Raw genomic sequence first — 25,534 nt, 5'->3', positions numbered from 1 at the left:
AAGCAGGGCTTTTTTGTTATCGGTCACTGGTGGTTTCAAATCTGCCTAAAGATCCGCAGGCTCATCCTCATCACGAAGGTGAATGTCCAGCCCCTGCCGACCCACTGCAAGATGAGGACGCAATGTCAGTGCCGGGATCTCGTAGTCACCGTCGTTCTGCCTGCGAAACGGCAAGGGCTCAAGGGTGAACAGGGTATCCAGGCGGTCGCCGTAGTCGGCGCAAATCCGCGCAAAGGTTGCGCTGTCCACTTTGCCTGCCCGGTACACGGGGAAGGGCGCGAGCACCTCGAAGCCTGGATAGAACAGGATGCCGTGCTGGATAGGAAAGAGCACGTCGTTCAGCGCTCCGTTTACGCCACGCTCGCTGTAGTGGGACTCCCAGCCGCCCATGGTCACCGTCAGCATGGCGCGCTTGCCTGCCAGCGTTCCCTCACCGTATCGATCACCCCAGTGCTGGTCGCTGTGCTCGCCCACGCCGTAGGCGAAGCCACAGGCGTACACCCGCTCTATCCAGCCTTTCATGATCGCCGGCATCGAAAACCACCAGAGCGGAAACTGAAATATGACGGCGTCTGCCCAGAGCAATCTGGCCTGTTCGGCCTCGATGTCCGGCGGTTGAATACCGGCGGCAAATACGCGTTGCGACTCAAGGGCAGGGTCAAAGCGGCTGCTGCTCTCAAGGCCAGGTGCATCGTTGGCGTCGATTGTCGCCTTCCAGCCCATCTGGTAAAGGTCGGACACCTGCACCTGATGGCCTTTGCTCGGCAGATGATCGACTGCGAAGTCTTTCAACGACCCATTCAGCGAGCGCGGTTCGGGGTGGGCGTAGACAATAAGTACGTTCATGAGGGGCTCCGGTTTGTCTGTCATGAGGCAACGCTACAGACTCGATCGGATATGCTGGAAATCAATCTCCCAAACACTGGGTATGTGCATGAACAATACCTTGCGGCGTATCGACCTCAATTTGCTGATCACGCTGGATGCATTGCTCTCGGAGCAGAACGTGACCCGCGCGGCGCATCGGCTGAACCTGACTCAGCCGACGGTCAGCCTGCAATTGGGCCGGCTGAGGCAGGTACTGGATGATCCATTGCTGTTGCCGGGACCGCGGGGTATGACCCCGACTGCGCGGGCTGAACAACTGCGCGAACCGCTCAGGCAGGCGCTTGCAGCGCTGGAGTCCGCTTTGCTGCCCGGCCGGGATTTCGATCCGGCAAAGGCCGATCACACCTGGCGCGTGGCCGCCAGCGACTACGCGACCATCGCGTTGATATGGCCGTCGCTCGGCAGGTTGCGCAGCAGTGCTCCGGGTACGCGCCTGGCTCTGTTGAACAAGCACCCGGTCAGCCTTGCCGCGGATCTCGAAAGCGGTCGACTGGATCTGGCGTTGCACACCCGCGATGAGGCGCCGCCCAAGCTGCGTCAGCGGTCGTTGATCCATGAACGTTATGTGCTTGCTGCCCGGCATGATCATCCGGATTTTGCGCAGCCCGTATCGCTGACACGTTTCTGTGAGCTGGAGCATGCGGTCATGTCTCCCAACGGCGGCGGGTTCGCCGGAAGCACCGATCAGGCCCTGGCGGCGCAGGGGTTAAGCAGACGGGTCGTGTTGTCGGCGCCGCATTTCGGCTCGCTGGTGTCTGCACTGACCAGCAGCGACCTGGTTGCAGTGGTGCCCGAACGGCTGGTGCGCGCCCAGCTGACGCTCGTGGTTCAGGAACCGCCGCTTTCGATTCCCGGGTTTGAAATGCTCATGCTGTGGCCTGAGCGTTTGCACCGTGATCCGGCTCATATGTGGTTACGAGAACTGATGGCTTCGGCCATTGATTGAGCCGTGCGGCGCTCATTATTCAAGCCCGCAACCTGCGTTCGCGTAACGCACTCAAACACTCGCGCCCCGCAGCCTCGGCGGTTTGCATGACTGTCTGGCTGTTGTCCTCGGTGATCCAGGTCAGCAGCCGGACCTGCCCCGTCGCCTGGCTGCCGCCGTGCATGCGAGACAGGGTTTCGCGGTGCTTGAGCATGGCTTTCATGCGGGTGGCGAGCATGAAGATATCGTCGATGAAACCGTCTTCGACGTTGTCGTGATGCTCGATGCCCAGCCCCGTGGCGTCGTGGTCGATACGCAGGTGGTAGTGCATGGCCCCGGTTGCATCCTCGCTGCCGAACAGCGCGATGACGAAGCCTTTGCCCAGCAGCGAGCGCAAGGCGTGCTGGATGATTTCCTGCACATCGGGGGTGATCTGTCTGACTTCGCGGCTCATGTAACGACTCCTGACCTGATGAGTAGTGCAGGCAGTATTCAACGACGGGATGTAAAGCGCGGTCCGGGCCAGGTAATGCTGGGTAAAGACCGCCTTGTTCATGCTGTAAAAGGTCCGCCTCAAAAGGTCTGGCCCAGCGAGAACTGGAACACTTGGGTCTCGGCGTCTTCGGGCTTTTTGATCGGCACGGCGAGGTCGAAGCTCAGGGGGCCGAGCGGCGAGTACCAGGTCACGCCGACGCCGACCGAACTGGCCATCTGGTCGATATTGATGTTGCCGCAGTTCTGCGTGGTGGTCAGGTAGCACTTGTCCGCGTAAACCGTGCCGAAGTCCCAGAACAGCGAGGTGCGCAGGGATTTCTGGTCTTTGACGAAGGGCATCGGGAACAGGTATTCCATGCCGCCGGTGATCAGGATGTTGCCGCCCAGGGCTTCGGTGTCGCGGTCGGAATAGTAGATCTGCCCCTGACTGGCGTAGGTGCCGGTGGCGGGGGTATTGCGTGGCCCCAGCGTGCCGTCCTTGAAGCCACGCACGGTGGCCTGGCCGCCCGCCGTATAGTTTTCGTAGAAGGGCAGGCCGTCGGTATCGCCGTAACCGTTGCCGTAGCCGAGTTTGGTATGCAGGCGCAGCGAGGTGGTGTCGCTGAGCGGCAGGAAGGTCTGGCCGTTGTAGTCGAGTTTGTAGAACTGCAGGTCACTGCCCGGCACGGTGCTGGTCAGGGTCAGGCTTTGCGAGTGACCGCGGGTGGCCAGTACGCCTTTGTTGAGGGTCGATTCCGACCAGCCGACGCTGGCCTTCAGGTTGGTGAACGCATCACCTTCGCGCTCGATGAAGTCGTAGATCTCGTCAGCGCTGTAGCTGCCGGCGTCGAGGGTGTCACGCTGGATCGACAGCCCGTAGGTCAGGCGCGATGTTTCGCTGATCGGATAGCCGAGGTTGACCCCGGCGCCCACGCTGTTGAGCGAATAGTAGGAGACCTCGTCGTCATCGTCGTAGTACTTGCTGTAGTCGGTCGCGTTGTAGAAAACGTTGTAGCCCAGGCTCACCCCGTCAGGCGTGAAGTACGGGTTGGTGAACGCGAAGTTGTACTTGGTCTGATACTCGGAGCGGGTCATGCCAAGGCTGGCGAAGTTGCCGGTGCCGAGGATGTTGTTCTGCGAGATGGAGCCACCCAGTATCAGCCCGGCGCTTTGCGAAAAGCCCACGCTGGCGGTGATGTTGCCCGAGGCCTGTTCTTCGACGGCGTAGTTGATGTCCACTTGATCGTCGGTGCCCGGGACCGCTGGCGTTTCGACGTTCACTTCCTTGAAGAAACCGAGACGCTCCAGGCGCACCTTCGACTGGTCGATCAGGTAGGTCGAGGCCCAGCCGCCTTCCATCTGACGCATTTCACGACGCAGCACTTCGTCGGCGGTCTTGGTGTTACCGTGAAAGTTGATGCGGTTGGCGTAGGCGCGCTTGCCGGGGTCGACCACGAAACTGATATCGACCGTGTGATTGGCCTCGTTGGCTTTCGGCACGCCATTGACGTTGGCGAATGTGTAGCCATCGTTGCCCAGACGACGGGTGATCAGGTTGGTGGTATCAGTCATGACCTTGCGTGAAAACACCTGCCCCGGTTTGACCAGAATCAGTTGTTCGAGCTGGTCCTTCGGCACTTTCAGGTCGCCGCCCAGTTTGACGCTGCCCACGGTGTACCGGTCGCCTTCGGTGATGTTGACGGTAATGAACACGCCTTTCTTGTCAGGTGTCAGCGATACCTGCGTCGAGTTGATATCCATGTTGATGTAGCCGCGGTCCAGGTACCAGGAGCGCAGTCGTTCCAGGTCTCCGGAGAGTTTTTCACGGGCGTACTTGTCATCGTTCTTGAAAAACGACAGCCAGTTGCTGGTCTTGAGCTGAAACTGATCAGCCAGTTGTTCATCGGAGAACACGGTGTTGCCGACCACGTTGATGTGCTGGATCGACGCCACCGTCCCTTCGTCGATGGTGATTTTCAGGGCAATGCGGTTGCGTGGTGCAGGCAGCGCCTGAGTATCGACCGAGGCACTGTAGCGGCCCTGGGAGACATATTGGCGTTGCAGTTCATTGCGCACGCCCTCCAGCGTGGCGCGCTGGAATATCTCGCCCTCACTGAGCCCCGACTGCTTGAGCCCCTTCATCAGGTCGTCGGTGCTGATGACCTTGTTGCCGACAATCTCGATACTGGCGATAGAAGGGCGTTCGACTACATTGATCACCAGCACATTGCCATCGCGTGCAACGTTGATGTCTTGAAAGAAACCGGTCTTGAACAGTGAGCGCGACGCGTCGGCCAGACGCTGCTCATCGGCCTGATCACCGACATTGAGCGGCAGCGCAGCGAATACGCTGCCGGCAGATACGCGTTGCAGGCCGTTGACGCGGATGTCCGAGATGGCAAAAGTATCGGCGTGTACCAGCGAGACGCTGAATAACAGGCAGAACGATAGAAGCAGACGCGAAGAAATCATCAAACCCTTTCCAGAAAGCTGCGACAAAGGCATTTGAGCGCTGCCGATGACACGCCAGAAAGGGCCGGTCCGGCGGGCGCTGTTGGCTGCGCAGCATAGGGGGAGGGCATGTTGGGGACGGTTAACGCCGTGTAAGGTTAGGTAAAGATCAACGAGCCCGGCTGACACGCCGCAGCAGCACCGGGATAATCGGCAACCACCAATCAAGGGCCTGCCATGACTTCCGTATTGCTTGTCGACGATGATCGGGAACTGACGGAAATGCTCAGCCAGTACCTGACCCGTGAAAGCTTCGACGTGACCTGCACCAACAGCGCTGAAGAGGGCGAGGTTGAAGCCTTGTCCGGGCGTCACGACATCGTCGTGCTGGACATCATGATGCCGCGCATCTCCGGCATTGAGGTGCTGCGGCGGATCCGTGCGCAAAGCCAGGTGCCGGTGATTCTGCTGACCGCACGCGGTGACAATATCGACCGTATTTCCGGTCTGGAACTGGGCGCCGACGATTACGTGCCCAAGCCCAGCTCTCCGGGTGAGCTGGTGGCGCGTCTGCGGGCGATCATGCGCCGGGTGCGTGCGGTGCCGGTGATCGAGACGGTCAGGGATGTGATTCAGGCCGGAGAGCTGATGCTCTGGCCAGGCAAGCGTGAAGCGCGCTGGCAGGGCGTGACGCTTGAACTGACCGGCAACGAGTTCTGCCTGCTCGAAGAGCTGGCGCGGCATGCCGGGCAACTGGTCAGCAAACAGAACCTGTCGATGAACGCGCTGGGACGGCCGCTGGCCCGCTACGATCGCAGTATCGACGTGCACATCAGCAGCATTCGCCACAAGCTCGGCCCGCGCAACGATAACCAGAGCTGGATACAGAGCGTGCGCAATCTGGGCTATATGTTGATCACGCCATGAGACCGAGCCGGTTGTTCTGGAAGCTGTTTCTGGCGTTCTGGCTGGCGACCAGCCTGACCTTCATGGTCGGTGCCGGCCTGTTCATGTTCACCCAGTCGGGGCGTGGCGATCCTTCGTTCAGCACGGTGCTCGACAACGAAGTGCGCATTTTGCAGCGCTCGGGCATTGCCGCAGGGCAGGCGTTGCTTGATGCCTGGCAGCCGGAGGGTCACAGCAAGGTCGGTTTGTACGACAGCCAGGGGATGCTGCTGGCGGGCGATTCGCTGGAAAACCCTCGCTTCGAACTCGCCGTGCGCACACGCGAAGGTGCACTCGTGCATATCCGCTCTACCCAGCGTCCCAACCATGACGATCAACCCTCTCACCTCAATCCGCTGATCACCGGCACGGTCATGAGCGCGCTGTTCAGCTGGTTTCTCAGCAGCTATCTGGTGGCACCGCTGATTAAATTGCGCGAGGCGATGGGCAAGGTCGCCAGAGGCCGATTCGACACACGGGTGAAACCTGATATGGGCCGGCGGCGCGATGAAATCGTCGACCTCGCCGAGGATTGCGACCGCATGGCCAATCAGCTCAAGGTCATGGCCGACTCCCAGCAACAACTGCTGCATGACATTTCCCATGAGCTGCGTTCGCCGCTGACGCGCATGAGTGCCGCCATCGGCCTGCTGCGCCAGGAGCCGACCCAACTGGACATGCTCGAACGCATCGAGCGCGAATCGGAGCGAATGGACTCGCTGATCGAAGAATTGCTGACCCTGGCGCGCATGCAGAGCGATGTCGAAAGCCTGACGCGCGACCAGGTCGATGTCATCAGCCTGCTGGCAGCCATCGTCGAAGATGCCGAATTCGAGGCCGGACTGAAGCAGTGTCGGGTCAGGCTGCAGGCTCCCGGATCTTTCGTCGCCCAGGTCGACAGCGAATTACTTTATCGGGCCTTCGAAAACGTGATCCGCAATGCCGTTCGCCACACGGCGGTCGGCACGGATGTGGTGGTGGTCGCCAACGTTCAGGCCCAGCCGCTGTGCCTGATGGTCAATGTCATCGATCAGGGGCCAGGTGTGTACGAGGCGTGTCTGCAACGGATTTTCCAGCCCTTCGAGCGCGGTCCGGAGAATGCCGCGCAGGGCTTTGGTCTGGGCCTGGCCATCGCCCTGCGGGCTATCGAAATGCACGGCGGGCAGATCGCCGCACGCAATCGGCCGGGCGGCGGTCTGGTGGTCGATGTACTGCTGCCGGTGTCGTGACTGCGCTCGATGACCGTCCCTCGGCGCGTTGCTTAATGTTCAGCGCAGCGGCGCCTGCAGACTGGCCCTGAGCCCACCCTGCGGACGATTGTCGAGGCTCACGTTGCCACCCATCAATAGCGCGACTTTCTGCACGATGGCCAGTCCCAGACCCACGCCTTGATCGTTGCCACGGCTGTAGAACGGCTCGAACAAGCGCTCGCGCTCCTGCTCATCGATACCGGGGCCCTGATCGTCGACGTTGAGCCGGAAGCAATGCTCACTGAACGTCAGCCCCACCGTGACCTGGCCACCTTCGGGTGAGAAGTTGACGGCATTGGTGATCAGGTTGTGCAAGGCAATGTCCAGCGCGGGGAAGTCGACCATGACTTCGCGGCTGGCTTCAGTGCATTCAAAGGACAGCTCCAGGTGCTTGCTCAGCACCCACGGCGTCAGCTGCACCAGACTGTCGCGCACGGCGCTGACCAGATCCACCGCTACCTTGCCCGCTGGCGAAGGGCCGGGCTCCAGGCGCGCAATGGTCAGTAACTGGTTGACCAGCCGCGTCGTACGGTCCACGCCGATGATCAGGTAGCCCAGCGACTGTTGCCGCTGCTCTTCGTTGTGCGCTTCCAGGACGTTTTGCGCGTGCACCCGCAGGACCGCCAGAGGCGTGCGCATTTCGTGGGCCGCATCGGCAATGAAGCGTCGCTCGCGTTTGAGCAGGTCCTGAATCTGCCCCAGCAGGCGGTTCAGGGCGGCCTGCATGGGCTCCAGTTCAGCGGGCAGGGCGTTGAGTTGCAGAGGGTGCAGAGAGCCGGCGTTACGGCCACGCAGGGTATTGGCGAAATCGGCCAGTGGCCTCAGCCCCCAGCGGATCGCCAGCCAGATGGCGATCATCAGCACCAGACTGCCGATCAGGTTCGGCAAGACCGTGTGACGCACAATGCGGTTGACCAGATCCGAGCGCACGTCATCGCGCTCACCGACCCAGACCAGCAGCCCGTGCTGTTGGTCCCTGAGCACGAAGGCTCGCCATTGATGGCCGGTCATGTCATTGAAATCACTGAACCCGGTGCTCTGTGGCGGATGAGTGAAGGTCGGTGCGCTGGCGGTGTGTACCAGCGAATTGTTGTCCTTGTCCCAGACCTGAAAGGCGATCTTGCCCTCGTAAGGATGGCCGTCCACACGCGGTTCGGCCTGGGCGAGCGCCTGATTGAAGGCCTGATAGAGCTGCGCGTGCTCCTTGCGCTCCATGGGCATGCGCATCACGCCTTCCAGCAGTCTTGCGTTCTGCGCCAGCTGGGCATCGTAGATTTCCGCGATTTCGTGATTGCTGTCATGCACGTTGAACAGCGTCAGGACCAGAAGACCACACAGCAGCAGGCCGATGATCAGGGTCAGTGTGCGGCGGCGTATCGACTTCAAGAACGCTCCTCCACCAGGTAACCCACGCCTCGAATGGTACGGATCAGGGTGCTGGAAAACTTTTTGCGCAAATGGTGAATGTGCACTTCGAGGGTGTTGCTTTCGGCCTCTTCATTCCAGCCATAGAGCAGCTGCATGAGCCGTTCGCGGGTCATGACCCTGCCTGGTGGCGAGAGCAATTCATACAGCAGTTGGTATTCCTTGGGCGTCAGCGCAACTGCAGCATCGTGATAGCTGACCTGTTGCGTGCTGGGGTCCAGACGGATGCCGTTGTGTTCGATCAGCACCTTGGCGCGTCCGGCACTCCGGCGTAGCAGGGCGCGCAAGCGGGCTTTCAGCTCGGACACATCGAAGGGTTTGACCAGATAATCGTCAGCGCCACTGTCCAGGCCGATAATCCGGTCTTCGGTGGCGTCGCGTGCGGTCAGGATCATGACCGGCAGCGTCGAGCCGCTGTGACGCAGTCGACGCAACACTTCAAAACCACTCAGCGTCGGCAGGCCGACGTCGAGAATGGCCAGATCGAAGCTCTCGCTGAGCAGGGCATGCAGGGCGCTGCTGCCGTCCTTTATCCAGTCAACCGTGTAGCCTTCCCGGCTGAGTGCCTGCTGAATGCCTTCGCCCAGTGCAACGTCGTCTTCGATAAGCAGCAGACGCATGGTCTCTCCGTCAGTTGAGCTTCTTGTTCACGCTGGCGAGCAGCGACTGAATGTCTTTCCTGCGCCCGGCGTCGGCCTCTTCACGGCCCGGACGGGGGGGTGCCTGCAACGCCTTGTTCAGGGCTTGCTGTGCTTGAGCATAGTTGCCTTGATCGAACTGATGTTGCGCCGAGAAAAATAGCGTATCTATGCCGTTCGGGTTGATTTTCAACGCCTGCTCCAGCAATTGCCCGGCCTTGGCCGAGTCGCCGAAGCCTATCGGCCAGCCGGGGACTTTGTCATACAGCGCTGCCAGGCTGGTGTAGGCCGAGCCCTGCAAGGCATTGGCGTCGAGGGTCATGGCCTTTTCCAGGTCGGCCTTTGCCTGTTTGGCTTTGCCCAGCGCGCCAAGGCCGCCTTGTGCCCCGGCCCAACTGCTGGTGACGATACCCGACCAGATCCACGCTTCTGCTGCGTCGGGACGATCCTGAGTGAAGGCCGTGGTTTGCGTGGCCAGCTTCTCGAATGCGTCGACACGCTGCTTCTCGGGCAGGCCGTACTGAATATGCGCCCATTCTTTCTGGATACCGGCCAGACGTTGCTGGTCGGGTGCATCGAGTGCCCAGAGCGGCAGGCTGATCAGGCTCATGACGACGAAAGCGATTCTTTTCATGGTATGTGCTTCTCTTGCGCAATAGGTGAACTGTGGTGGCGGATCAACGGGAGATGCTTGCGCAGGCCGCGGTCCACGAGGGTCGGCAACAGGCTGTTGAGCCTGACGAAAAAACGCTCCGGCCACCCCAGGTAAAGCTCTCTGCGATTACCTGCAATGGCTTGGAGCACCGCTTGGGCAACGTCTTGCGGGTCGTCGACTGCCGAACTCAGCGCGTCGTTCAGGGCCTGTGCTGCGGCGCTGTTCATGCTGGTCCGGGTGGCACGCGGGGCGACGTACAGTACGCCCACCCGGGTGTCGGCCAGCTCGCGACGCAGCGCTTCGGAAAACCCTCGCAACGCAAACTTGCTGGCGCAGTAGGTGGCATACCCGGCATGGCCGATGGAGCCGTAGGTAGAACCGACGTTGACCACCATGGCTTCGCTGGCCTGCTTGAGCACCGGCAGCATCAGGCTGGTCAACAGGATCGGTGCATGCACGTTGAGGGTCAGCATGGAATCGATGTCGCTGGCTGACAGCTGCTCGAGCATCGCGAAATGGTTGGTGCCCGCCGCATTGATCAGCAGGTTGACGCCAGGCACGGCGCCAACCGCACGGACTACTTGCTGACGACCTTGCGCCGTGCACAGGTCCGCCTCGACCCAGTGCAGGTTGGCCGGGTAGAGCTCGAGCAACTGACGCAGCGGATGCACGTGCCGCGACACCGCCAGCACCTTGGCGCCCTGGCTGCACAGTGCCTTGGCGATTGCCAGACCGATGCCGCCGCTGGCACCGGTGAGAACGACGTGCGCGTCAGGCAGCCGCATGATCGGACCCCTTGTGCACGGTCAGCGCAGCGCCCGGCAACTCGCGAAACATCTCGGTGTACAGGCGGTAAACCATGCGCGATGCATGAATCACGGCCTGTTGATCGTCCGGATCATCGACCTTGTCCATCAGTTTTCGGAAGGTTTCCATGTGGCCGATGTCCAGGCTGCCGTGAGAACTCAGGTAGCTGAACGCTTCTGGCCCAAGGCCGAGCCCTTTGCGCATGCTGTCTGCTGCGTGCGTAGCCAGGGCAATGCTGGTGCCTTCCAGCACATTGACCATGCCGAACAGGCCCACCGGGTTGCCACGTGCGATCAGGTCGTAAAGGTAGGCGACCATCAGTTCGACAGGCGCGCCGGGTTGGCCGTTTTCCACGGCGTCAGCCTGACCGCCGCAGGCACGCAGGTCGTTGAGTACCCACTTTTCATGTCCGTATTCGTCCTCGATGTACTCACAGACGGCCGCGCGCAGCCATTCCATGCGCGACGGCAGCCTCGCGCCGCAAGCCATCATCAACGGCACGGTATGGCGCACGTGGTAGTAGGCCTGAGTCAGAAACGCCCGGTAACTTTCCAGGCTGACCTGGCCGGCCATTGCCTGGCGGATGATCGGCAGGTTGAACAGGGTTTCGCGTTGTTCCTGGGTCGCATCCTGCAGGGTCTGAAAAAAGCTCATGACAAGGCACCTTGGGTCAGGTTGGAGGGCGTGAAAAGGGTTTGGTAGCGTTCAAGAATGGCCTCGCGGCGAGGCCGGCCATTCGCGGTGGACAAGCCGTTTGCCGGGCTGAAAGGCTCGTCGAGGCGGGTCCAGCTCGTGACGCGGGCGTAATCGGGCAGCGCCTGATTGGCCCGGTTGACGGCCTCGTCGATCTGCAGGTCAGTGGTGCCGGGGCGCGATGGCCAGAGCAGGGCGTGGTTGGACGGCAGAGCCTCGCCATACACGAACGCCTGGGCAATGCAGTGGCTCTGGGTCAGTTCGGCTTCGATCCATTCCGGATTGACGTTACGTCCGAAGCTGGTCACGAACTGATGTTTCTTGCGGCCTTTCAGGTACAGGTAGCCGTCAGCATCGAGCTCACCCAGATCGCCGGTAGGCCACCAGGCCGGTGCGGGTGTCGTGTCGCCCAGATAGCCGAGCATCGGACTGCCGGCCACCAGCACTTCGCCGTCAGCCGCCAGCCGTAGCCAAATGTGTGGCAGTGGGCGACCGACACTGCCGGCACGCTGCGCGTCCGGTCGATTGAGGGTGATGACCGAGGCGCACTCCGACAGACCATAGCCCTCGAAGACCGGCAGGCCTGCCGCTTGAGCGCGTGACAGCAGATCGAGGCTGACGCGCGCGCCACCGACTGCGGCGAAGCTCAGCATCGACGCATCGAACGCGCCCGCTTCGCAGGCCGTCACCAGCAGCAACAACAATTGCGGAACCAGAATCATGCTGTCCGGGCGGCGCTGCTGTAAAAACATCAGCAGACGCGACGCATCGACGCCACTGGCACCCTGGATACCCAGGTCCTGCTGGCTCGGCAGGCTGATGCGTGCGCCGGCATACAAGGCCGCGTAGCAGCCAATGTTTTCCAGCAGGATCGCCAGCGGCAACAGGCTCAGATGATGTACGGGGTGTACCGACTGACTGGCTTCATGAAGCCCGCGAGCTACCCTGAGGATGCTGTCGGCGCTCAGGCACACGCCCTTGGGGGTGCCCGTGGTGCCCGACGTGAAGGTCAGTTTGGCGGTGCCCGCCGGCATGTACGGTTGCTCGGCAGCGCGGCGTTGCCAGAGTGCGCCGTGTTGCCTGTAATCAGAGGCCTGCAGCTCTTGGGCGAAGATCGATCCGGTAATCACCGTGTCCGCCTGGCTTCGTTCCAGGCAGTGTTGTCGTTGAGCGGCGCTGAAGAACGGCGGCAGCGCCACGCAGCTCAGGCCTTCGAACAGCACGGCCAGGTCCCAGAGCAGGGCGTCGGGGCTGTTGTCCAGCAGCAGCGCCACGATCCGCGCATTGGCGACGCGCAATTGTTCGCGGCGCTGCGTAACCTCTTCGATCAGTGCGGCGTAATCCAGCGTCCGGTCTTCGCCTCGCAGGGCGATCGCCCGAGGCTGCTCATCGGCCAGCGTCTGCAGTCTTTGCCAAAAGGCTTCACGTTCATGCGACATGGCTATCAGGCTCCAGTGTCTGTGGCAGTCCAAAGCGCTCGAAGATGCCCATGCTGCTCAGGTGCAGAAAACCGGCACGGATGTCGCCGACATGCACACTGGGCCGTGAGTCGTAATACGAGCCCCTGGTGTGACGTTCTTCACCCAGGCGTGCCGGATCGGCAGTGCACAGCGTGACCGGATTGAGGCCCAGACGATTGAAGCTGTTGACCAGCGCCGCATTGCCGGTAAAGGCGACCCATTCGAAACCGCCCATTGCCAGCAACCAGGTCACTGTGATGATGCTCAGCCGGGCGCTGCCCAGGCTGCTGGCCGCCAGGTTGCCGACTTCGACAATGCACTGGCGCTCGATCAGTCGCCCTGCTGCAGCGTTGACCTGTTGTTCGATGGGCGCATCCAGATAGTTCTCCAGAAACAATGTGCCGGCGCTGGCGTGACGAATGCCGGCAACCGCACACAGCGCGCGGCTGCCGTCCTGAAGCCCGAAAAGCTCCGGCATGACGGCGTTGTGGGCCTTGCGAAATTGTTGCTGAACGAACCGTTCCAGAGGCTCACGCGGCTGTTCATGCGCCAAGGCGCGGAAGAGGGTCAGGGTAGGTGCCCCGGCATTGCCAAAACTCAGCGGTAGACGAATGTTCGAATCGATATCAGGCATTGGCGAGGCTCCTCCCCCGGTCAGCGAGTAGGGTGGAGTATCGAAGCGCTTTCTTAACCGAATCTGAAGGTAGAAAAAGAAATCACGACCTTCGGTTTTTTGCGCGCAAGAGGGGGGAAAGAGTGACACGAGGCGCGGGTTTGCGGCGTTGCCCGGCAAACTTGCGAATGGCCTTTATGCGCCCGTTGGTAAACAAAATCGGCCTTTGTTGGTAAAGAAACTCGGCCCCGGCGCTCGAAACCGTTACGCTATGCGGCTGTATTTTTGTTTTTCGTCGAGGTAGCACCCGTGTTTTCCGAATTCGCCCTGCACGAACGCCTGCTCAAAGCTGTGGCCGAGCTTAAATTTGTCGAGCCTACGGCCGTGCAGGCGGCCGCCATTCCGCTCGCACTGCAAGGGCGCGACCTGCGGGTGACTGCGCAAACCGGTAGCGGCAAGACCGCCGCATTTGTGCTGCCGATCCTCAACCGTCTGATCGGCCCGGCCAAGGTTCGCGTCGACATCCGTGCGGTGATCCTGCTGCCGACCCGCGAGCTGGCTCAGCAGACGCTCAAGGAAGTCGAGCGCTTCTCGCAGTTCACATTCGTCAAGGCCGGTTTGATCACCGGCGGCGAGGACTTCAAGGTTCAGGCCGCGATGCTGCGCAAGGTGCCGGACATTCTGATCGGCACGCCGGGTCGTCTGCTGGAGCAGTTGAACGCAGGCAATCTGGACCTCAAGCACGTTGAAGTGCTGGTGCTGGACGAAGCCGACCGCATGCTGGACATGGGCTTCTCCGAAGACGTCGAGCGTCTGGCCGGCGAATGTGCCGGTCGTGAGCAGACCATGCTGTTCTCGGCGACCACCGGCGGCGCTGGCCTGCGGGAAATGATCGGCAAGGTGCTCAAGGATCCACAGCACCTGCAAGTGAACAGCGTCAGCGAACTGGCTTCCGGCACACGCCACCAGATCATCACTGCCGACCACAATGTGCACAAAGAGCAGGTCCTCAACTGGCTGCTGGCCAACGAGACTTACCAGAAAGCCATTATCTTCACCAATACCAAGGCTATGGCCGACCGTCTGTATGGCCGTCTGGTGGCGCTGGAATACAAGGCGTTCGTGCTGCACGGCGACAAGGACCAGAAGGACCGCAAGGCGGCCATCGACCGTCTCAAGCAAGGCGGCGCGAAAGTCATGGTCGCCACCGATGTGGCGGCTCGCGGCCTTGATGTCGAAGGTCTGGACATGGTGATCAACTTCGACATGCCACGCAGCGGCGATGACTACGTCCACCGCGTCGGGCGTACCGGTCGCGCAGGCAGCGACGGTCTGGCGATCTCGTTGATCTGTCATGGCGACTGGAACCTGATGTCGAGCGTGGAGCGCTACCTCAAGCAGAGCTTCGAGCGTCGCGTCATCAAGGAAGTCAAAGGCACCTACGGCGGGCCGAAGAAGGTCAAGGCCTCAGGCAAGGCAGTAGGCGTCAAGAAGAAAAAGACCGACGCGAAGGGCGACAAGAAGAAGGTCGCGGCCAAAGGGCCAACCAAACGCAAGACGGTCAACCGTCCCAAGTCCGACCTGGTCAGCCAGGACGGCATGGCTCCGCTGAAAAAACGCAGCACTCCGGCCCCGGCTGCCGAGTGATTGCCGTGATCGCTCCCGAGCATTCGGGAGCGATCGACCTCTTTGCAGTACTGACAACGCCTCGTTACACCGTCCGCCAGCTTCTCTGAACCGTCATACACCTCGCAGGTCACACCCTTTGAGTCGCATGCCCGTGGCTGGAGGTCATGGGTGATCATTCCATGCTGGACGGAGGTTTAGAAAAATGACTTATAACTGGGACCTTATCGAGCGTTTGTTGCACGATGTGCAGAACAACGGCACCCCATCGACATCCACTGAGTTCGAGACACTGCTGAATCGCAGCTACATCGAACCGCGTCCTCGCGAGGAAGGCGGAGATGGCTCGACGTACATGCTGACAAAGCGCGGCGCAAGTCTGCTGGCTTTGATCGACAGCAGCATTCCGGGGAATGATCACCCCCGTCAGGTGCTCAATGAGCAGGCCGGCGACCCCCTTGACCCCGCGCTCTTCGACACCATCGCCAAAAAGCCGCAGATCGCCTGAAACCGCTGACACTGCACATGCCGATTCTGAGGACGCAGAGCGTCCGGAACGGCATGCCCACGCGGAGCATGGGTACGATAGTCATAGTTGTGCTGAAATGACCATCGTTCCTCACGCTCCAGCGTGGGAATGCATTGGGTGACGCTCTGCGTCACGATCCTGCGCCGCGCACTCAAGGCAGAACGCAGAGCGTCCGGAACGGCATGCCCACTTCAGAGCATGGGCACGATAGTCATGGTGATAGGGCTAGCGGACTACTTCTGCGACTTCAGGCAATCCAGGTCGGTGAAGTCCTTGCGCATGTCGGCGATGCGGCTCAGCAGTTTGGCGCGTTGTTCCGGGGTGCTCAGGGCGGTGATGTCGACGATCAGCGATATCGCGGCCTTCTCGGTCTGGTCGTAGGCCTTGCGGTATTCAGGGGTCCAGAACGTCTCGCGGTCCTGCAGCAGCGCGGCGATGCGTTGCGGGAAGTCACTGGCCTGACGCTGCTGGACCGTGGCCAGGAACAGGTTCTGCCAGCGCGTACGGTTTTCAATCCACGCCTTGTTTTGCTCGCCCAGTGATGCAGACCATACCTGAATGCGGTCCTTCTGCGCCTGATTGAGCTTGCCGACCCACGGCGTCACGCGTTTCTCCATCCGGTCGGCACGCTCTGCAATCTGGCGCTCCAGTGGCTGGTCGAGGTACTTGTTTTCGCGCTTGCGCTGGTCCTTGGCGAACGACTCCTGCATCTCCTGCACTTGCTTGTCGTCAAAGCGCGACAGTAACTCCACGGCAGACGGGGTGATTTCCTTCGAGATCTTGGCGATCGCCTCTTTGGCTTCGCTGGTACGGGCTTGCAGCCCTTCGTAAGTCACCTGGTCGGTCTTGACCATGTCTTCAAGCTTGTCCAGCCAGGTCAGGTATTCCGGCAGCTGGGTGCTGCAATGCCAGCTCAAATGCTGTTTGAGGCGCACGTCCAGCCAGCTTTTCTGTTCCGAATTCATGTCCAGGTAGTCGCTGAGCGTCCACGGAATGATCACGTCGAGGTTGCGATACGCCAGTCCTACCTGATTGCATCCTGCGAGCAGTGCAACGGTCATCAACAGCGTGACGAATGCTTTGAATAAAGACTGCATGACATCTCCTTGGCGTACTGACGTGCAGTAGAGGAGTGTAGCGTCTGGCAGTTCAACCGGTTTGGGCCTTTAAAAGAATGAACGCACCGCTTTGAGCGTGAACGTCCCTTCACAGCGCGCGTTGTGGCCGCTGTAGACGCTGCAATCGCCGCCGCTCAGGCTTGAGCCGCTGTAGATGAGGTTCATGTCGATGCCCAGCCAGGGGCGTGACAGGTTCAGCGACCAGTCGTTGAAGCCGTTGATCAATCCGCCGTCGGCTGAGGACTGCGGGGTATCGAACTGGTGATTGGCGTACTGCATGCGCACCCCGACCCCCAGTTGCTCGATGGCACCCAGATCGACGAATACCGTGCTGTCGCGGCTGCCGACATCGTTGCTGAAGGCCGCGCCGATGCGGCTGTTGAGCATGCGCAGACCGGCATAGAACTCGTGGCTGTCGATCTGGCTGGTGTCGGGGTAACTGTAACGAATCATCCCCAGCTCGTAGCCAAGGGTGTTATCGAACGGCTTCTTGAAGCCCATGTAGGAATCAAGCTCCATCCCGGTATCGGAGGTCAGGCCCATGTCGGGTGCCCATTGTCCGAAATAGAAACCGCTCTCGTGGGTCAGGTCCAGGCCGCCATGAAAGGAGCCGGAACCGCCGGTGGGCGTCACCAGACCCTGGGCCATGCTGCGCGTAGGCGTGTTGGCGAGTTTCAGGTCGAAGTCGCCCAGATCCCGCTCCAGAACCTGGGCAGAGACGGACTGACAAACAAGCATGGCGCTGAAAGACAGCACATGTAAGCGATGGCTGAGCATGGCTCACTCCTTGATCTGCGAGGAGTGTGGTCAGGGATGGCGTATCGAAAATGGCTCAGGAGCCGACACAAGCCGCGAGCTAGAGCCTCGCAAGCATACCGTCGAAATCAGCTGAGGGCGGACCGTTCGTCGATCCGTTGTGTGTCAGTTGGCCGCAGTGGTGCGGGCAGACGGAATGATCAGCCCGCGAATCACCACCAACGCCTGCTCGAACGACGGGTAGCCGCTCTTGGCGACGTCCAGTTGGGCGTATTCGGCCTGGTAACGTTCAGCAAGTTTTGGATCGCTGACACTCAATTGCTGGGAGAGCAGGGCAATGGCCAACGGATGCTTGTGTTTCGCAGCGGTTTGCAGCAAATCGATGATCTGCTTTTGGTCGGCCTGCTGGCGAATCAGCAACACGGCCTGATAGAACTCGGCTTCGCCCGACGCGTCGTCAAGTGCGGCACGACGCAGCATGGCTTCGGCCAGCTCATAGTTTTCGCGGTTGTCTTCGCTGATCAGCAGTTTGGCCTGCAGCATGTCGTTCTGATAGAGCAGGTGCTCCGCCCGGCAAGGGCTGTCGGTGAGCTGACTGTCGTTGGGGCCGTTTTCGCAGTGGTGCGACGCGCAGCCGCCAAGGTAGACAAGTGCACCGAAAAGCATCCAGTTCTTCATTCGAGCATTCCACAAAGAAGATAACGTCCAGAGCGTGATCCAGCTCGTGGTCATAGTGATATCAGAGGAGAGAGTAGCAGCGTGACCGGAAGAATATCCAGCGAAGGATGGTCAATCTAGCGCCTTGAGCGTCAAGGCGCATAGAGATCGACAGGCAGAGCGCGGTTTTACTTTTTACCGAGATTGATCTGCTTGGACGGTGCGAAGGTCTGGCCACTCACGCCTTTGGCAATTTGCTGGATTTCACCGCCGGACTTCAGGAAAGCTGCAATCTGCGCGTTGATCGAGTCGCTCGTTTCAACGGCTGGGGCGGGTTTGGCTTTCGAGTGGGATGCTTTGATACGCATGGCTGCCATTTACCTTCATAAACGTAATACGGCCAGCCAGAGTACAGGAAACGCTTGATTATTGCTTGGTGAATGTGGCAATCGCCCGAGCCGAGCCTGTACTCGTCGGCTTGGTGGATTTGTCTGACACAGCGCTAACCGACTGTTTTCAGATATAAAATTTCGATGAGAGGCCGCGCCGCTGCGCATCAGGGCAGGCCGCTGAGCACCCGGGAAACTGACGAGTGGAGGCTGTGCCGACACCTTCTGCCACGCAACGCGAACCCGGACTCAAAGTCGGGTAGAATGCCGCCCACGTAATGAGGGTATCTGGAAATGGCTTTAATCGGGCGCTACAACAGCTTGCAAATCGTCAAGCACACGAACTTCGGTCTGTATCTGGACGGCGCGCAGGACGGTGAAATCCTTCTGCCCAATCGGTACATCCCCAAGGACGTTCCTACGGAAGATGAAGACTGGCTCAATGTGTTCGTCTATCTGGACAGCGAGGACAAGCTGCTCGCCACCACTGAAAAACCCAAGGTGCAGGTCGGTGAGTTCGCCAGCCTGAAGGTGGTTGAAGTCAACAGCATCGGTGTGTTCCTCGACTGGGGCCTGCCCAAGGACCTGTTGCTGCCGTACTCCGAAGAGAAGCGCACCTTGCAGGCCGGTGATTACTGCGTGGTTCACGTCTACCTCGACAAGCACACACGGCGTATTACCGCCACTGCGCGTCTGGACCGCTACCTGGACAAGACCCCCGCCAACTACAGCGTGGGGCAGGAAGTCGATCTGCTGGTGGCTGAAGCCACCGACATGGGCTTCAAGGCGATCATCAACAACAAGCACTGGGGCCTGATTCACAAGAACGAAGTGTTCAAGTTCATGCGCGCCGGCAAGCAGGAAAAGGGCTACATCAAGGAAATCCGCAGCGACGGCAATATCAGCCTGAGCCTGCAGCCCGTCGGTGCAGAGGCTGCCAGCAGCCTGAATTCGAAGATTCTCGCCAAGTTGCGCGAGAACGACGGCACGCTGCCGGTCAGCGATAAAAGTGATCCGCAGGTCATCAGCGGTCTGTTTGGCGTCAGCAAGGGCAACTTCAAAAAGGCCATTGGTGCGTTGTACAAGCAGGGCCAGATCGTGATTCACGCCGACCGTATCGAGCTGGTCTGATACGGCATCGCAGCCTGGGTGCACGTGAGGTCATCGATGTGAGCTGCAATCGACGCAGCTCGCTGCACCTCAGGCCCAGGTGGCGAGCGCGTCTATTTCCTGGCTCAAGCGATCGAACGGCAAGGTGCCGTTGAATACCCGGGCGTCTTCCAGCGCCTCGTCACTGCGTCGCAGCAGGACGACTGGCACAGCTCTCAGCCCAAGCTTCTGCGCCAATTGCTGGTCTACCATCACGTCCTTTTCGAAGTGACCGGCGTTAAGTGCCTGCTCCATCGCTTGCCGATCCAGCCCGGTGGAGGTGGCGAGGTCGAGCAGCGTGTGCGTCTCGCCGATATCCAGCCCCTTTTCGAAGAATGCCCGGTAAGCCTCTTTGTGAAACGCCTCAAAACCTCCTGCATTCCTGGCAAACGCCGCGGCTTCCAGAACCTTGCGGCTGCGCGGCTGAACGCTGGGCATCTTCATCATCACCTGACGCCTGTCGGCCATCGGCAGTACTGACCGAGACCAGGTTTCACGCAGGTAATCGGCACTCGGGTCGAGCAGTGCCAGCGGGTCAGGACGCAGTTCAAAGGCATGCCAATTGAATTCGAGCCGTTCACCGTAGGTTTGCTGAAGCTGTTCCAGGACGGCCAGTTGCAGGTAGCAGAACGGGCAGACGTAGTCGCTCCAGACATCTATTTTCAGGGGACCAACAGTGTTCATGTGCTTGAAACTCCATAACGCTAGTTAACACTGACTCCCTTAACCTTTTAAAACTCCTGAAGGTGGATGGATCAATGTCTACCTTTGGTCGGTCATACCCTCAAGCGGGCTTTCCCGGCCCTGGAACTTCATCAAGGACGCGCCATGAAAAAAATACTGATCGCTTACTTCGGCACATTACTGGCGTTTCTGATCCTCGACGGAGTGTGGCTGGGCGTTTTGATGGGGCCGACCTACCGTGAATGGCTTGGACCGATGATGCTCGATACGCCGGTCTTGGGACCTGCTATCGCGTTTTATCTGCTGTACGGAGCGGGGGTGGTGTTTTTCGGCGTCATGCCTGCGCTCAGAGCGCAACGACTGAGCCACGCGACATTGTGCAGCGGTCTGCTGGGGCTGATTGCCTACGGCACCTATGACCTGACCAACTGGGCCACCTTGCAGGGCTGGCCTGCGCAACTGGCGCTGGTGGATCATGCATGGGGCACGGTGGTGTCAGCGCTGGCCGGTACGGCGGGCTATCTGGCGGTACGTCGATTCGCCTGAAGCGGCGGTGTGCCGGAATGAGCGTTGCCGGCGCGCGACGCTCACCCGGTGCAGTGCGGGAACGCAGCCGCTACTTCTGCAGGAAACCGGCAAAACTCAGGTTGCTGCCCTTGGGGCGCATGTCCTTGAGGAAAGAGTCCTTGTCGGCGCTCAGTTCCAGGCTGACGGTCGGTTTGCGCTTGTCGGCATTGCGCACTTCAAGGCCTTCCATGTGGTCGCGCATGAATACCGTGGTCACTTTCAAATGCAGTAACTGGTCGGTTTCAGGCGTGTGCAGCAGCAGGTGCAGCCACTCGTACTGACCTACTTGCAGGCGCGGGACAGGCAGGTCGAACCACCAGATGTTTCGTTTGTGGTCCAGCACGGCGAAATGCGTGTTGTTGACGCCCAGCACTGCGCCACCCAGATCCTGGTTTCTGCGTGCAATGGCCAGCTTTTTATCGAGTTTTATAACGTTCCTGTGAATCGGTGTGTTCAGCGTGTCGGCCCTGCCGGACAACGGTGGCGCGCATTCTCGCACAAACTCTGCTGCAAACCTGCCCCAATGCACGGCAGATGAATGGCAACAGCGGCCCGGAAAATAGTTGAAACTCTTCGCCACCGGCACAGGTCAATCCTTTGTCGAGTACGACATCCGATCCAGTGCGGTCTTCAGACCCAGGAGATTTCCGATGAGCAGCACCAGCGATAAAGCCAAAGGTATGGCCAACGAAGCAGTTGGTAACGTCAAGCAGGCTGTTGGCAAGGCTACCGACAACGACAAACTGCGGGCTGAAGGCAAGGTACAAGAGCTGAAAGGCGAAGGCCAGCAGGCGAAAGGCGAAGTCAAGGACGCGATCAAGAAGGGCGTGGACAAGGCTTGAGTCGATCGTTTCCGGCGCCCTGGCGCCGGGAGCAGGCGTTACCGATAACGGTCATCCACGGATGGCCGTTATGCTTTCTGCTTTGCGGGACTGAAACCTTTCATGGCCTGTCCAGTCAATGTGCCATCGGTATTCGCGTATCGGCTCCGTCAGCGCGATATGTCATCTAGGACATGCCGGTTTTCAGGATGTAAGGTTTTCCAGTAAGGGAGCGAGAGGAAGCGCCATGATTTTCCCCCATTTGCGTAAATTGAAAGTCGGCAAGGTGCTGGTGAGAACCGTCAACGAATTCCTCGATGACGAGATGTCCACCTATGCATCGGCACTGGCTTACCAGATGCTGTTTTCTCTGTTTCCGTTCCTGCTGTTTCTGATCGCGCTGATCGGCTTTCTGCACCTGCCGGACTTTTTCTCCTGGTTGCGACTGCAATCGGCGTTCCTCTTGCCGCCGCAGGCCCTCGAGCAGGTCAACCCGGTCATCGACCAGTTGCAGCAGTCCAAGGGTGGCTTGCTGTCGATCGGTATCGTCATCGCGCTGTGGACCGCGTCAGCAGGTGTACGCCTGATGATGAGCGCCATGAACGCTGCGTACGACGTCGTCGAAGGACGCCCTATCTGGAAGCGTTTGCCGCTGTCGATTCTCTACACCGTAGGCATTGCCGGCATGTTGCTGGCAGCAGCAGCCTTCATGGTGCTGGGGCCGCAGGTCATGAACTGGATTGCCGCGCAGATCGGCATGGAAGACTTCATCGTGACGCTGTGGACCATCCTGCGCTGGCCCGCGATCATTATCCTGCTGATGGTCGCTGTGGCGTTGATCTATTACGTGATGCCCGACGTCAAACAGGAGTTTCGCTTTATCACCCCAGGCTCGGTGCTGGCCGTGGTGGTGTGGATCGTCGCTTCCCTGGCCTTCGGTTTTTACGTCAAGACCTTTGCCGACTACAACGCCATGTACGGCAGCATCGGCGCGATCATCGTGCTGTTGCTGTACTTCTATATTTCGGCGGCGGTGCTGTTGCTGGGTGCGGAAATGAATGCGGTGATCGAGCACATGTCCGCTGAAGGCAAGGACGCAGGCGAGAAGGAAGCCGGCGACGGCCTTGGCGAGGAAAGCAGCGAGACAGGCAAGCAGCATGTCTCCGGTCTGGGCCGCGACCATTCGGTGCCGCTGCAGAAGGCGGACGAAGTCTGATCGCTTTCTGTGGCAAGATCGCCTTTTAAGTCGGCAAGGGACAGGCAGTCATGATCCATAACATCCTGAAGATGGGCGATGAGCGCCTGTTGCGCATCGCCCCCCCGGTGCCCGCAGACATGTTCGGCAGCAGCGAGCTCGATACGCTGATCGCCGACATGTTCGAAACCATGCACAGCGTCGGCGGTGTGGACCTGGCGGCACCGCAGATCGGCATCGATCTGCAGCTGGTGATTTTCGGCTTCGAGCGCAACGAGCGCTATCCCCAGGCCGAGGCGGTTCCGCAGACGATTCTCATCAACCCGCTGATTACCCCGCTGAGCCCGACGCTGGAAGAGGGCTGGGAAGGGTGTCTGTCAGTGCCCGGACTGCGCGGCATGGTGGACCGTTATCAGAGCATTCGTTACGAAGGCTTCGATCCTCAAGGCCAGCCCATCGTGCGCGTTGCCCACGGTTTTCACGCGCGGGTCGTCCAGCATGAATGTGACCACCTGATCGGTCGGCTTTACCCGTCGCGTATCACCGATTTCAGCAAATTCGGCTTCATGGACGTGATGTTTCCGGACATGGACCCCAACGCCGACGAGTGATCGTGGCGTTTCGTTGCGAAGCCGTCAGGCTTCGCGGCATAGTGCGACCAGCGGCTTGCTGCGGCTGTAACGCATGAACCGTTCGCCCAGTGCCTGTGGCAGACGCTGTGCCGTCTCGAACCCCGAGCGTTGGTAAAAGCCCAGCAGATCCGGATGGCAGAACAGCCACACCGGCCCGTTCAGCGGTTGCAATGCCGCTTCGATCAGGCCCTGCGCCACGGCTTGTCCGCGCAGCGCTGGCGCCACGAACAGCCCGGTCAGCCAATGCCCCTCTGCGACAGGTGTCAGGCACAACGCACCGATGATTTCTGCCCGCTTTGCAACCCATGCCTGGCCCTTGCTGGCAGGGCGCATTGACGACTGGTGCTCACGGTAGAACTTGCCCAGTAACGGGCGACATTCATCAGGTAGCGGGTAGAACTGGATTTCGGACATCGCGGCGGCGCTTGAAACAGGGGCCTCGCATCATACAGAGGCTGACGCCGTGACAACTAATCGGCGCTGGCTGGTGTCGATACTTTCAGACCCGTTTCTTTCGCGCCATTTGAGGTGAGCATGAAATCAATAACACGACTACTGGGCTGTTCACTTCTGGCGCTGGGCCTGCTTGGGCAGACCGCGACAGCGGCTGAAAAGACCAAGCCTATCCAGTTCGGCGCGCTGACCTGGGAAAGTGGCAGCCTGATCACTGAAGTCCTGCGTACCATCGTCGAGAAGGGCTATGGCTACCCGACCGATACACTGCCCGGCAGTACCGTCAGCCTGGAAACCGCGTTGGCGAAAAATGACATTCAGGTGATCGCCGAAGAGTGGACCGGGCGCAGCCCGGTGTGGGTCAAGGCTGAAGAGGAAGGCAAGGTGCTCGGCCTGGGCAACATCGTCAAAGGCGCGACCGAAGGCTGGTGGGTGCCTGAGTACGTGATCAAGGGCGACGCCGCCAAAGGCATCAAGCCGCTGGCGCCGGACCTGAAGTCTGTCGCGGATCTGGCACGCTACAAGGATGTCTTCAAAGATCCGGAGTCGCCGGACAAGGGCCGATTCCTCAACAGCCCGAGCGGCTGGACTTCGGAAATCGTCAACACCCAGAAGCTCAAGGCTTATGGCCTGGCTGACAGTTTCGTCAACTTCCGCACCGGCTCGGGCGCAGCACTGGACGCCGAGGTCGCATCGGCTATCCGGCGCGGCAAGCCTGTGTTGTTTTACTACTGGTCACCTACGCCGTTGCTGGGCAAGTACAAGCTGATCAAGCTGGACGAGCCGGCCTTTGATGCCGAAGCCTGGAAAACCCTGACCGACGCCAGCAACCCCAATCCGCGCGGCACGTCTTCGCTGGCGGCAACCCTGTCGATCGGCGTGTCGGCAGAATTCAGCAAGCAATACCCTGAGCTGGTGAGTGTCTTCAAAGGCGTGGATTTCCCGATTGACCTGCTGAACAAGACCCTGGGTGAAATGAGTGACAAGCATGAGGATGCCAAGGTCGTGGCTGCACGCTTTCTCAAGCAGCATCCCGACGTCTGGAAAGCCTGGTTGCCTGCCGATGTGGCCGAGCGGGTCAGCAGCAGTCTTTGACTAACGCCCTGCTGAATGACACGAGGCGCATAGCTGATAACGGCATCTATGACCGGTATGCGACGCGCCGAGTGGTAAAGCGTCACCGAGCTGATAAGTTCATGTCTGGGTCAATCGATGCTCGGGAGGCGTCATGACTGGTCACGTTCGGGGCTCGCGCGGCACGTGGCAGACTTGCCTGGCATTGCTGGCCTGTCTGTCGCTGGACGCGATGCAGCCGGCCAGTGCCGAAGAGGCCGACGACATGGCGCTGGCGCTGGTGGAACAACGAAACCTGGGCGAAGGCCTCGCCTGGCTGGGGTATCAGGTCGCCTCGCGCACTGCGACGTTTGCCGGTATCGTGCAGGCGGTTGGCAAGACTGAAGCCCAGGAACTGGTGCAGAAGGAACTGCAGCGCCTGAAACCGGAATATCAGGCGCAGTGGGACCGCAATCTGGCAGCCGCATATGCTCATTCCTTTACCGCCGAGGAGTTGCGTTCGCTCAATCAGGGGGCGGATTCACCTTCATTGGGGAACAGATTCAGGGCCAGAAACACCCAGGTCAGCACCGATATGAAAGCCCGATCATCGGAACTGCTGGGACAATTTGTCAGCCGTGCGCTGGGCAACGCCGAGGCAGCACTGCAACACTGACAGCT

General features: G+C 60.1%; 29 protein-coding genes. 12 read left to right on the top strand and 17 right to left on the bottom strand.

The features are described 5' to 3' along the window. Positions 1 to 45 precede the first annotated feature (45 nt). Positions 46 to 846 (bottom strand): NAD(P)H-dependent oxidoreductase, encoded by an 801-nt coding sequence (locus tag PCPL58_RS21210; protein ID WP_065350379.1) that lies wholly within the window; start codon positions 844 to 846, stop codon positions 46 to 48. A gap of 88 nt (positions 847 to 934) precedes the next feature. On the opposite strand from PCPL58_RS21210, the gene PCPL58_RS21205 reads away from it, so the two are divergent. After that, positions 935 to 1,834 carry a LysR family transcriptional regulator gene (locus PCPL58_RS21205; RefSeq protein WP_044309760.1) on the top strand — a complete coding sequence of 300 codons (900 nt, stop codon included), beginning with the start codon at positions 935 to 937 and terminating at the stop codon, positions 1,832 to 1,834. A 19-nt stretch (positions 1,835 to 1,853) separates the two neighbouring features. On the opposite strand, the gene PCPL58_RS21200 is transcribed toward PCPL58_RS21205, so the two are convergent. Both PCPL58_RS21200 and bamA read right to left on the bottom strand, forming a co-directional pair. Then, complete coding sequence (locus PCPL58_RS21200; RefSeq protein WP_003431083.1) at positions 1,854 to 2,267, bottom strand: hypothetical protein; 414 nt, start codon at positions 2,265 to 2,267, stop codon at positions 1,854 to 1,856. Between the two features lie 119 nt (positions 2,268 to 2,386). Then, positions 2,387 to 4,759: an outer membrane protein assembly factor BamA gene (bamA, locus tag PCPL58_RS21195; RefSeq protein WP_065350378.1), complete on the bottom strand. Its 2,373-nt coding sequence runs from the start codon at positions 4,757 to 4,759 to the stop codon at positions 2,387 to 2,389. A gap of 216 nt (positions 4,760 to 4,975) precedes the next feature. Between bamA and PCPL58_RS21190 the strand changes: the two genes are divergently transcribed. After that, positions 4,976 to 5,665 carry a response regulator transcription factor gene (locus PCPL58_RS21190; protein WP_003393298.1) on the top strand — a complete coding sequence of 230 codons (690 nt, stop codon included), beginning with the start codon at positions 4,976 to 4,978 and terminating at the stop codon, positions 5,663 to 5,665. An 11-nt stretch (positions 5,666 to 5,676) separates the two neighbouring features. After that, the gene (locus PCPL58_RS21185; protein ID WP_065350377.1) at positions 5,677 to 6,912 is read left to right on the top strand and encodes a HAMP domain-containing sensor histidine kinase; all 1,236 of its coding nucleotides are present in this window, start codon (positions 5,677 to 5,679) and stop codon (positions 6,910 to 6,912) included. A 39-nt stretch (positions 6,913 to 6,951) separates the two neighbouring features. Here PCPL58_RS21185 and PCPL58_RS21180 read toward each other — a convergent pair whose 3' ends face one another. The 7 genes from PCPL58_RS21180 to PCPL58_RS21150 are packed head-to-tail and all read right to left on the bottom strand — an operon-like array spanning position 6,952 to position 13,245. Beyond that, the gene (locus tag PCPL58_RS21180; protein WP_003431077.1) at positions 6,952 to 8,319 is read right to left on the bottom strand and encodes an ATP-binding protein; all 1,368 of its coding nucleotides are present in this window, start codon (positions 8,317 to 8,319) and stop codon (positions 6,952 to 6,954) included. Continuing rightward, the gene (locus PCPL58_RS21175; RefSeq protein WP_003393295.1) at positions 8,316 to 8,978 is read right to left on the bottom strand and encodes a response regulator; all 663 of its coding nucleotides are present in this window, start codon (positions 8,976 to 8,978) and stop codon (positions 8,316 to 8,318) included. The genes PCPL58_RS21180 and PCPL58_RS21175 overlap by 4 nt, the downstream gene beginning before the upstream one ends. Positions 8,979 to 8,988: 10 nt before the next feature. After that, positions 8,989 to 9,630 (bottom strand): tetratricopeptide repeat protein, encoded by a 642-nt coding sequence (locus PCPL58_RS21170; RefSeq protein ID WP_003431073.1) that lies wholly within the window; start codon positions 9,628 to 9,630, stop codon positions 8,989 to 8,991. After that, positions 9,627 to 10,436 (bottom strand): SDR family oxidoreductase, encoded by an 810-nt coding sequence (locus tag PCPL58_RS21165; RefSeq protein WP_065350376.1) that lies wholly within the window; start codon positions 10,434 to 10,436, stop codon positions 9,627 to 9,629. The genes PCPL58_RS21170 and PCPL58_RS21165 overlap by 4 nt, the downstream gene beginning before the upstream one ends. Beyond that, positions 10,423 to 11,112, bottom strand: coding sequence for a TenA family transcriptional regulator (locus tag PCPL58_RS21160; protein WP_044309765.1), 690 nt, complete (start codon positions 11,110 to 11,112; stop codon positions 10,423 to 10,425). The genes PCPL58_RS21165 and PCPL58_RS21160 overlap by 14 nt, the downstream gene beginning before the upstream one ends. Continuing rightward, positions 11,109 to 12,590, bottom strand: a complete 1,482-nt coding sequence (locus PCPL58_RS21155; RefSeq protein ID WP_065350375.1) for an AMP-binding protein — start codon at positions 12,588 to 12,590, stop codon at positions 11,109 to 11,111. The genes PCPL58_RS21160 and PCPL58_RS21155 overlap by 4 nt, the downstream gene beginning before the upstream one ends. After that, the gene (locus PCPL58_RS21150) at positions 12,580 to 13,245 is read right to left on the bottom strand and encodes a thermostable hemolysin (protein ID WP_065350374.1); all 666 of its coding nucleotides are present in this window, start codon (positions 13,243 to 13,245) and stop codon (positions 12,580 to 12,582) included. The genes PCPL58_RS21155 and PCPL58_RS21150 overlap by 11 nt, the downstream gene beginning before the upstream one ends. 288 nt (positions 13,246 to 13,533) lie before the next feature. Between PCPL58_RS21150 and PCPL58_RS21145 the strand changes: the two genes are divergently transcribed. Together PCPL58_RS21145 and PCPL58_RS21140 are read left to right on the top strand one after the other, a co-directional pair. Beyond that, a complete protein-coding gene (locus tag PCPL58_RS21145; protein ID WP_065351094.1) occupies positions 13,534 to 14,871 on the top strand; it encodes a DEAD/DEAH box helicase in 1,338 nt (445 codons plus the stop codon). Positions 14,872 to 15,055: 184 nt separating this feature from the next. Then, positions 15,056 to 15,358: a hypothetical protein gene (locus tag PCPL58_RS21140; RefSeq protein ID WP_003349651.1), complete on the top strand. Its 303-nt coding sequence runs from the start codon at positions 15,056 to 15,058 to the stop codon at positions 15,356 to 15,358. Positions 15,359 to 15,612: 254 nt separating this feature from the next. On the opposite strand, the gene PCPL58_RS21135 is transcribed toward PCPL58_RS21140, so the two are convergent. The 4 genes from PCPL58_RS21135 to PCPL58_RS21120 form a co-directional block, all read right to left on the bottom strand. Then, entirely contained in the window at positions 15,613 to 16,476 is an 864-nt protein-coding gene (locus PCPL58_RS21135; protein WP_003363382.1) for a DUF6279 family lipoprotein, read from the bottom strand. Positions 16,477 to 16,545: 69 nt separating this feature from the next. Next, positions 16,546 to 17,274, bottom strand: a complete 729-nt coding sequence (locus PCPL58_RS21130) for a TorF family putative porin (protein WP_065350373.1) — start codon at positions 17,272 to 17,274, stop codon at positions 16,546 to 16,548. A 144-nt stretch (positions 17,275 to 17,418) separates the two neighbouring features. Further along, positions 17,419 to 17,931 carry a hypothetical protein gene (locus PCPL58_RS21125; protein WP_003363378.1) on the bottom strand — a complete coding sequence of 171 codons (513 nt, stop codon included), beginning with the start codon at positions 17,929 to 17,931 and terminating at the stop codon, positions 17,419 to 17,421. Positions 17,932 to 18,098: 167 nt separating this feature from the next. Then, positions 18,099 to 18,287 carry a hypothetical protein gene (locus tag PCPL58_RS21120; protein WP_002554403.1) on the bottom strand — a complete coding sequence of 63 codons (189 nt, stop codon included), beginning with the start codon at positions 18,285 to 18,287 and terminating at the stop codon, positions 18,099 to 18,101. Between the two features lie 306 nt (positions 18,288 to 18,593). Here PCPL58_RS21120 and PCPL58_RS21115 point away from each other — a divergent pair, with 306 nt between their 5' ends. Beyond that, positions 18,594 to 19,430, top strand: coding sequence for a CvfB family protein (locus PCPL58_RS21115; protein WP_003314497.1), 837 nt, complete (start codon positions 18,594 to 18,596; stop codon positions 19,428 to 19,430). A gap of 69 nt (positions 19,431 to 19,499) precedes the next feature. Here PCPL58_RS21115 and PCPL58_RS21110 read toward each other — a convergent pair whose 3' ends face one another. Next, a complete protein-coding gene (locus PCPL58_RS21110; RefSeq protein WP_065350372.1) occupies positions 19,500 to 20,132 on the bottom strand; it encodes a DsbA family oxidoreductase in 633 nt (210 codons plus the stop codon). A 144-nt stretch (positions 20,133 to 20,276) separates the two neighbouring features. Between PCPL58_RS21110 and PCPL58_RS21105 the strand changes: the two genes are divergently transcribed. Next, complete coding sequence (locus tag PCPL58_RS21105) at positions 20,277 to 20,678, top strand: DUF2177 family protein (protein WP_003363373.1); 402 nt, start codon at positions 20,277 to 20,279, stop codon at positions 20,676 to 20,678. A gap of 70 nt (positions 20,679 to 20,748) precedes the next feature. Here PCPL58_RS21105 and PCPL58_RS21100 read toward each other — a convergent pair whose 3' ends face one another. Then, positions 20,749 to 21,129 (bottom strand): hypothetical protein, encoded by a 381-nt coding sequence (locus PCPL58_RS21100; protein ID WP_003363371.1) that lies wholly within the window; start codon positions 21,127 to 21,129, stop codon positions 20,749 to 20,751. A gap of 220 nt (positions 21,130 to 21,349) precedes the next feature. Here PCPL58_RS21100 and PCPL58_RS21095 point away from each other — a divergent pair, with 220 nt between their 5' ends. The 3 genes from PCPL58_RS21095 (at position 21,350) to def (ending at position 23,326) form a co-directional block, all read left to right on the top strand. Next, a complete protein-coding gene (locus PCPL58_RS21095; protein WP_003363370.1) occupies positions 21,350 to 21,541 on the top strand; it encodes a CsbD family protein in 192 nt (63 codons plus the stop codon). Positions 21,542 to 21,767: 226 nt separating this feature from the next. Next, positions 21,768 to 22,736: a YihY/virulence factor BrkB family protein gene (locus tag PCPL58_RS21090; protein WP_065350371.1), complete on the top strand. Its 969-nt coding sequence runs from the start codon at positions 21,768 to 21,770 to the stop codon at positions 22,734 to 22,736. A 50-nt stretch (positions 22,737 to 22,786) separates the two neighbouring features. Next, positions 22,787 to 23,326, top strand: a complete 540-nt coding sequence (gene def, locus PCPL58_RS21085) for a peptide deformylase (protein WP_065350370.1) — start codon at positions 22,787 to 22,789, stop codon at positions 23,324 to 23,326. Between the two features lie 24 nt (positions 23,327 to 23,350). Here def and PCPL58_RS21080 read toward each other — a convergent pair whose 3' ends face one another. Continuing rightward, positions 23,351 to 23,761 carry a GNAT family N-acetyltransferase gene (locus PCPL58_RS21080; protein ID WP_003431060.1) on the bottom strand — a complete coding sequence of 137 codons (411 nt, stop codon included), beginning with the start codon at positions 23,759 to 23,761 and terminating at the stop codon, positions 23,351 to 23,353. A gap of 120 nt (positions 23,762 to 23,881) precedes the next feature. Between PCPL58_RS21080 and PCPL58_RS21075 the strand changes: the two genes are divergently transcribed. Both PCPL58_RS21075 and PCPL58_RS21070 read left to right on the top strand, forming a co-directional pair. After that, positions 23,882 to 24,895, top strand: coding sequence for an ABC transporter substrate-binding protein (locus PCPL58_RS21075; RefSeq protein ID WP_044309771.1), 1,014 nt, complete (start codon positions 23,882 to 23,884; stop codon positions 24,893 to 24,895). Positions 24,896 to 25,028: 133 nt separating this feature from the next. Continuing rightward, the gene (locus PCPL58_RS21070; protein WP_003349900.1) at positions 25,029 to 25,529 is read left to right on the top strand and encodes a hypothetical protein; all 501 of its coding nucleotides are present in this window, start codon (positions 25,029 to 25,031) and stop codon (positions 25,527 to 25,529) included. Positions 25,530 to 25,534 lie beyond the last annotated feature (5 nt).

The sequence above is a fragment of the Pseudomonas cerasi genome, assembly GCF_900074915.1.
Lineage (GTDB): Bacteria > Pseudomonadota > Gammaproteobacteria > Pseudomonadales > Pseudomonadaceae > Aquipseudomonas > Aquipseudomonas cerasi.
The sequence above is the reverse complement of the archived record's forward strand: the minus strand, read 5'-3'. Positions and strand labels throughout refer to the sequence as shown.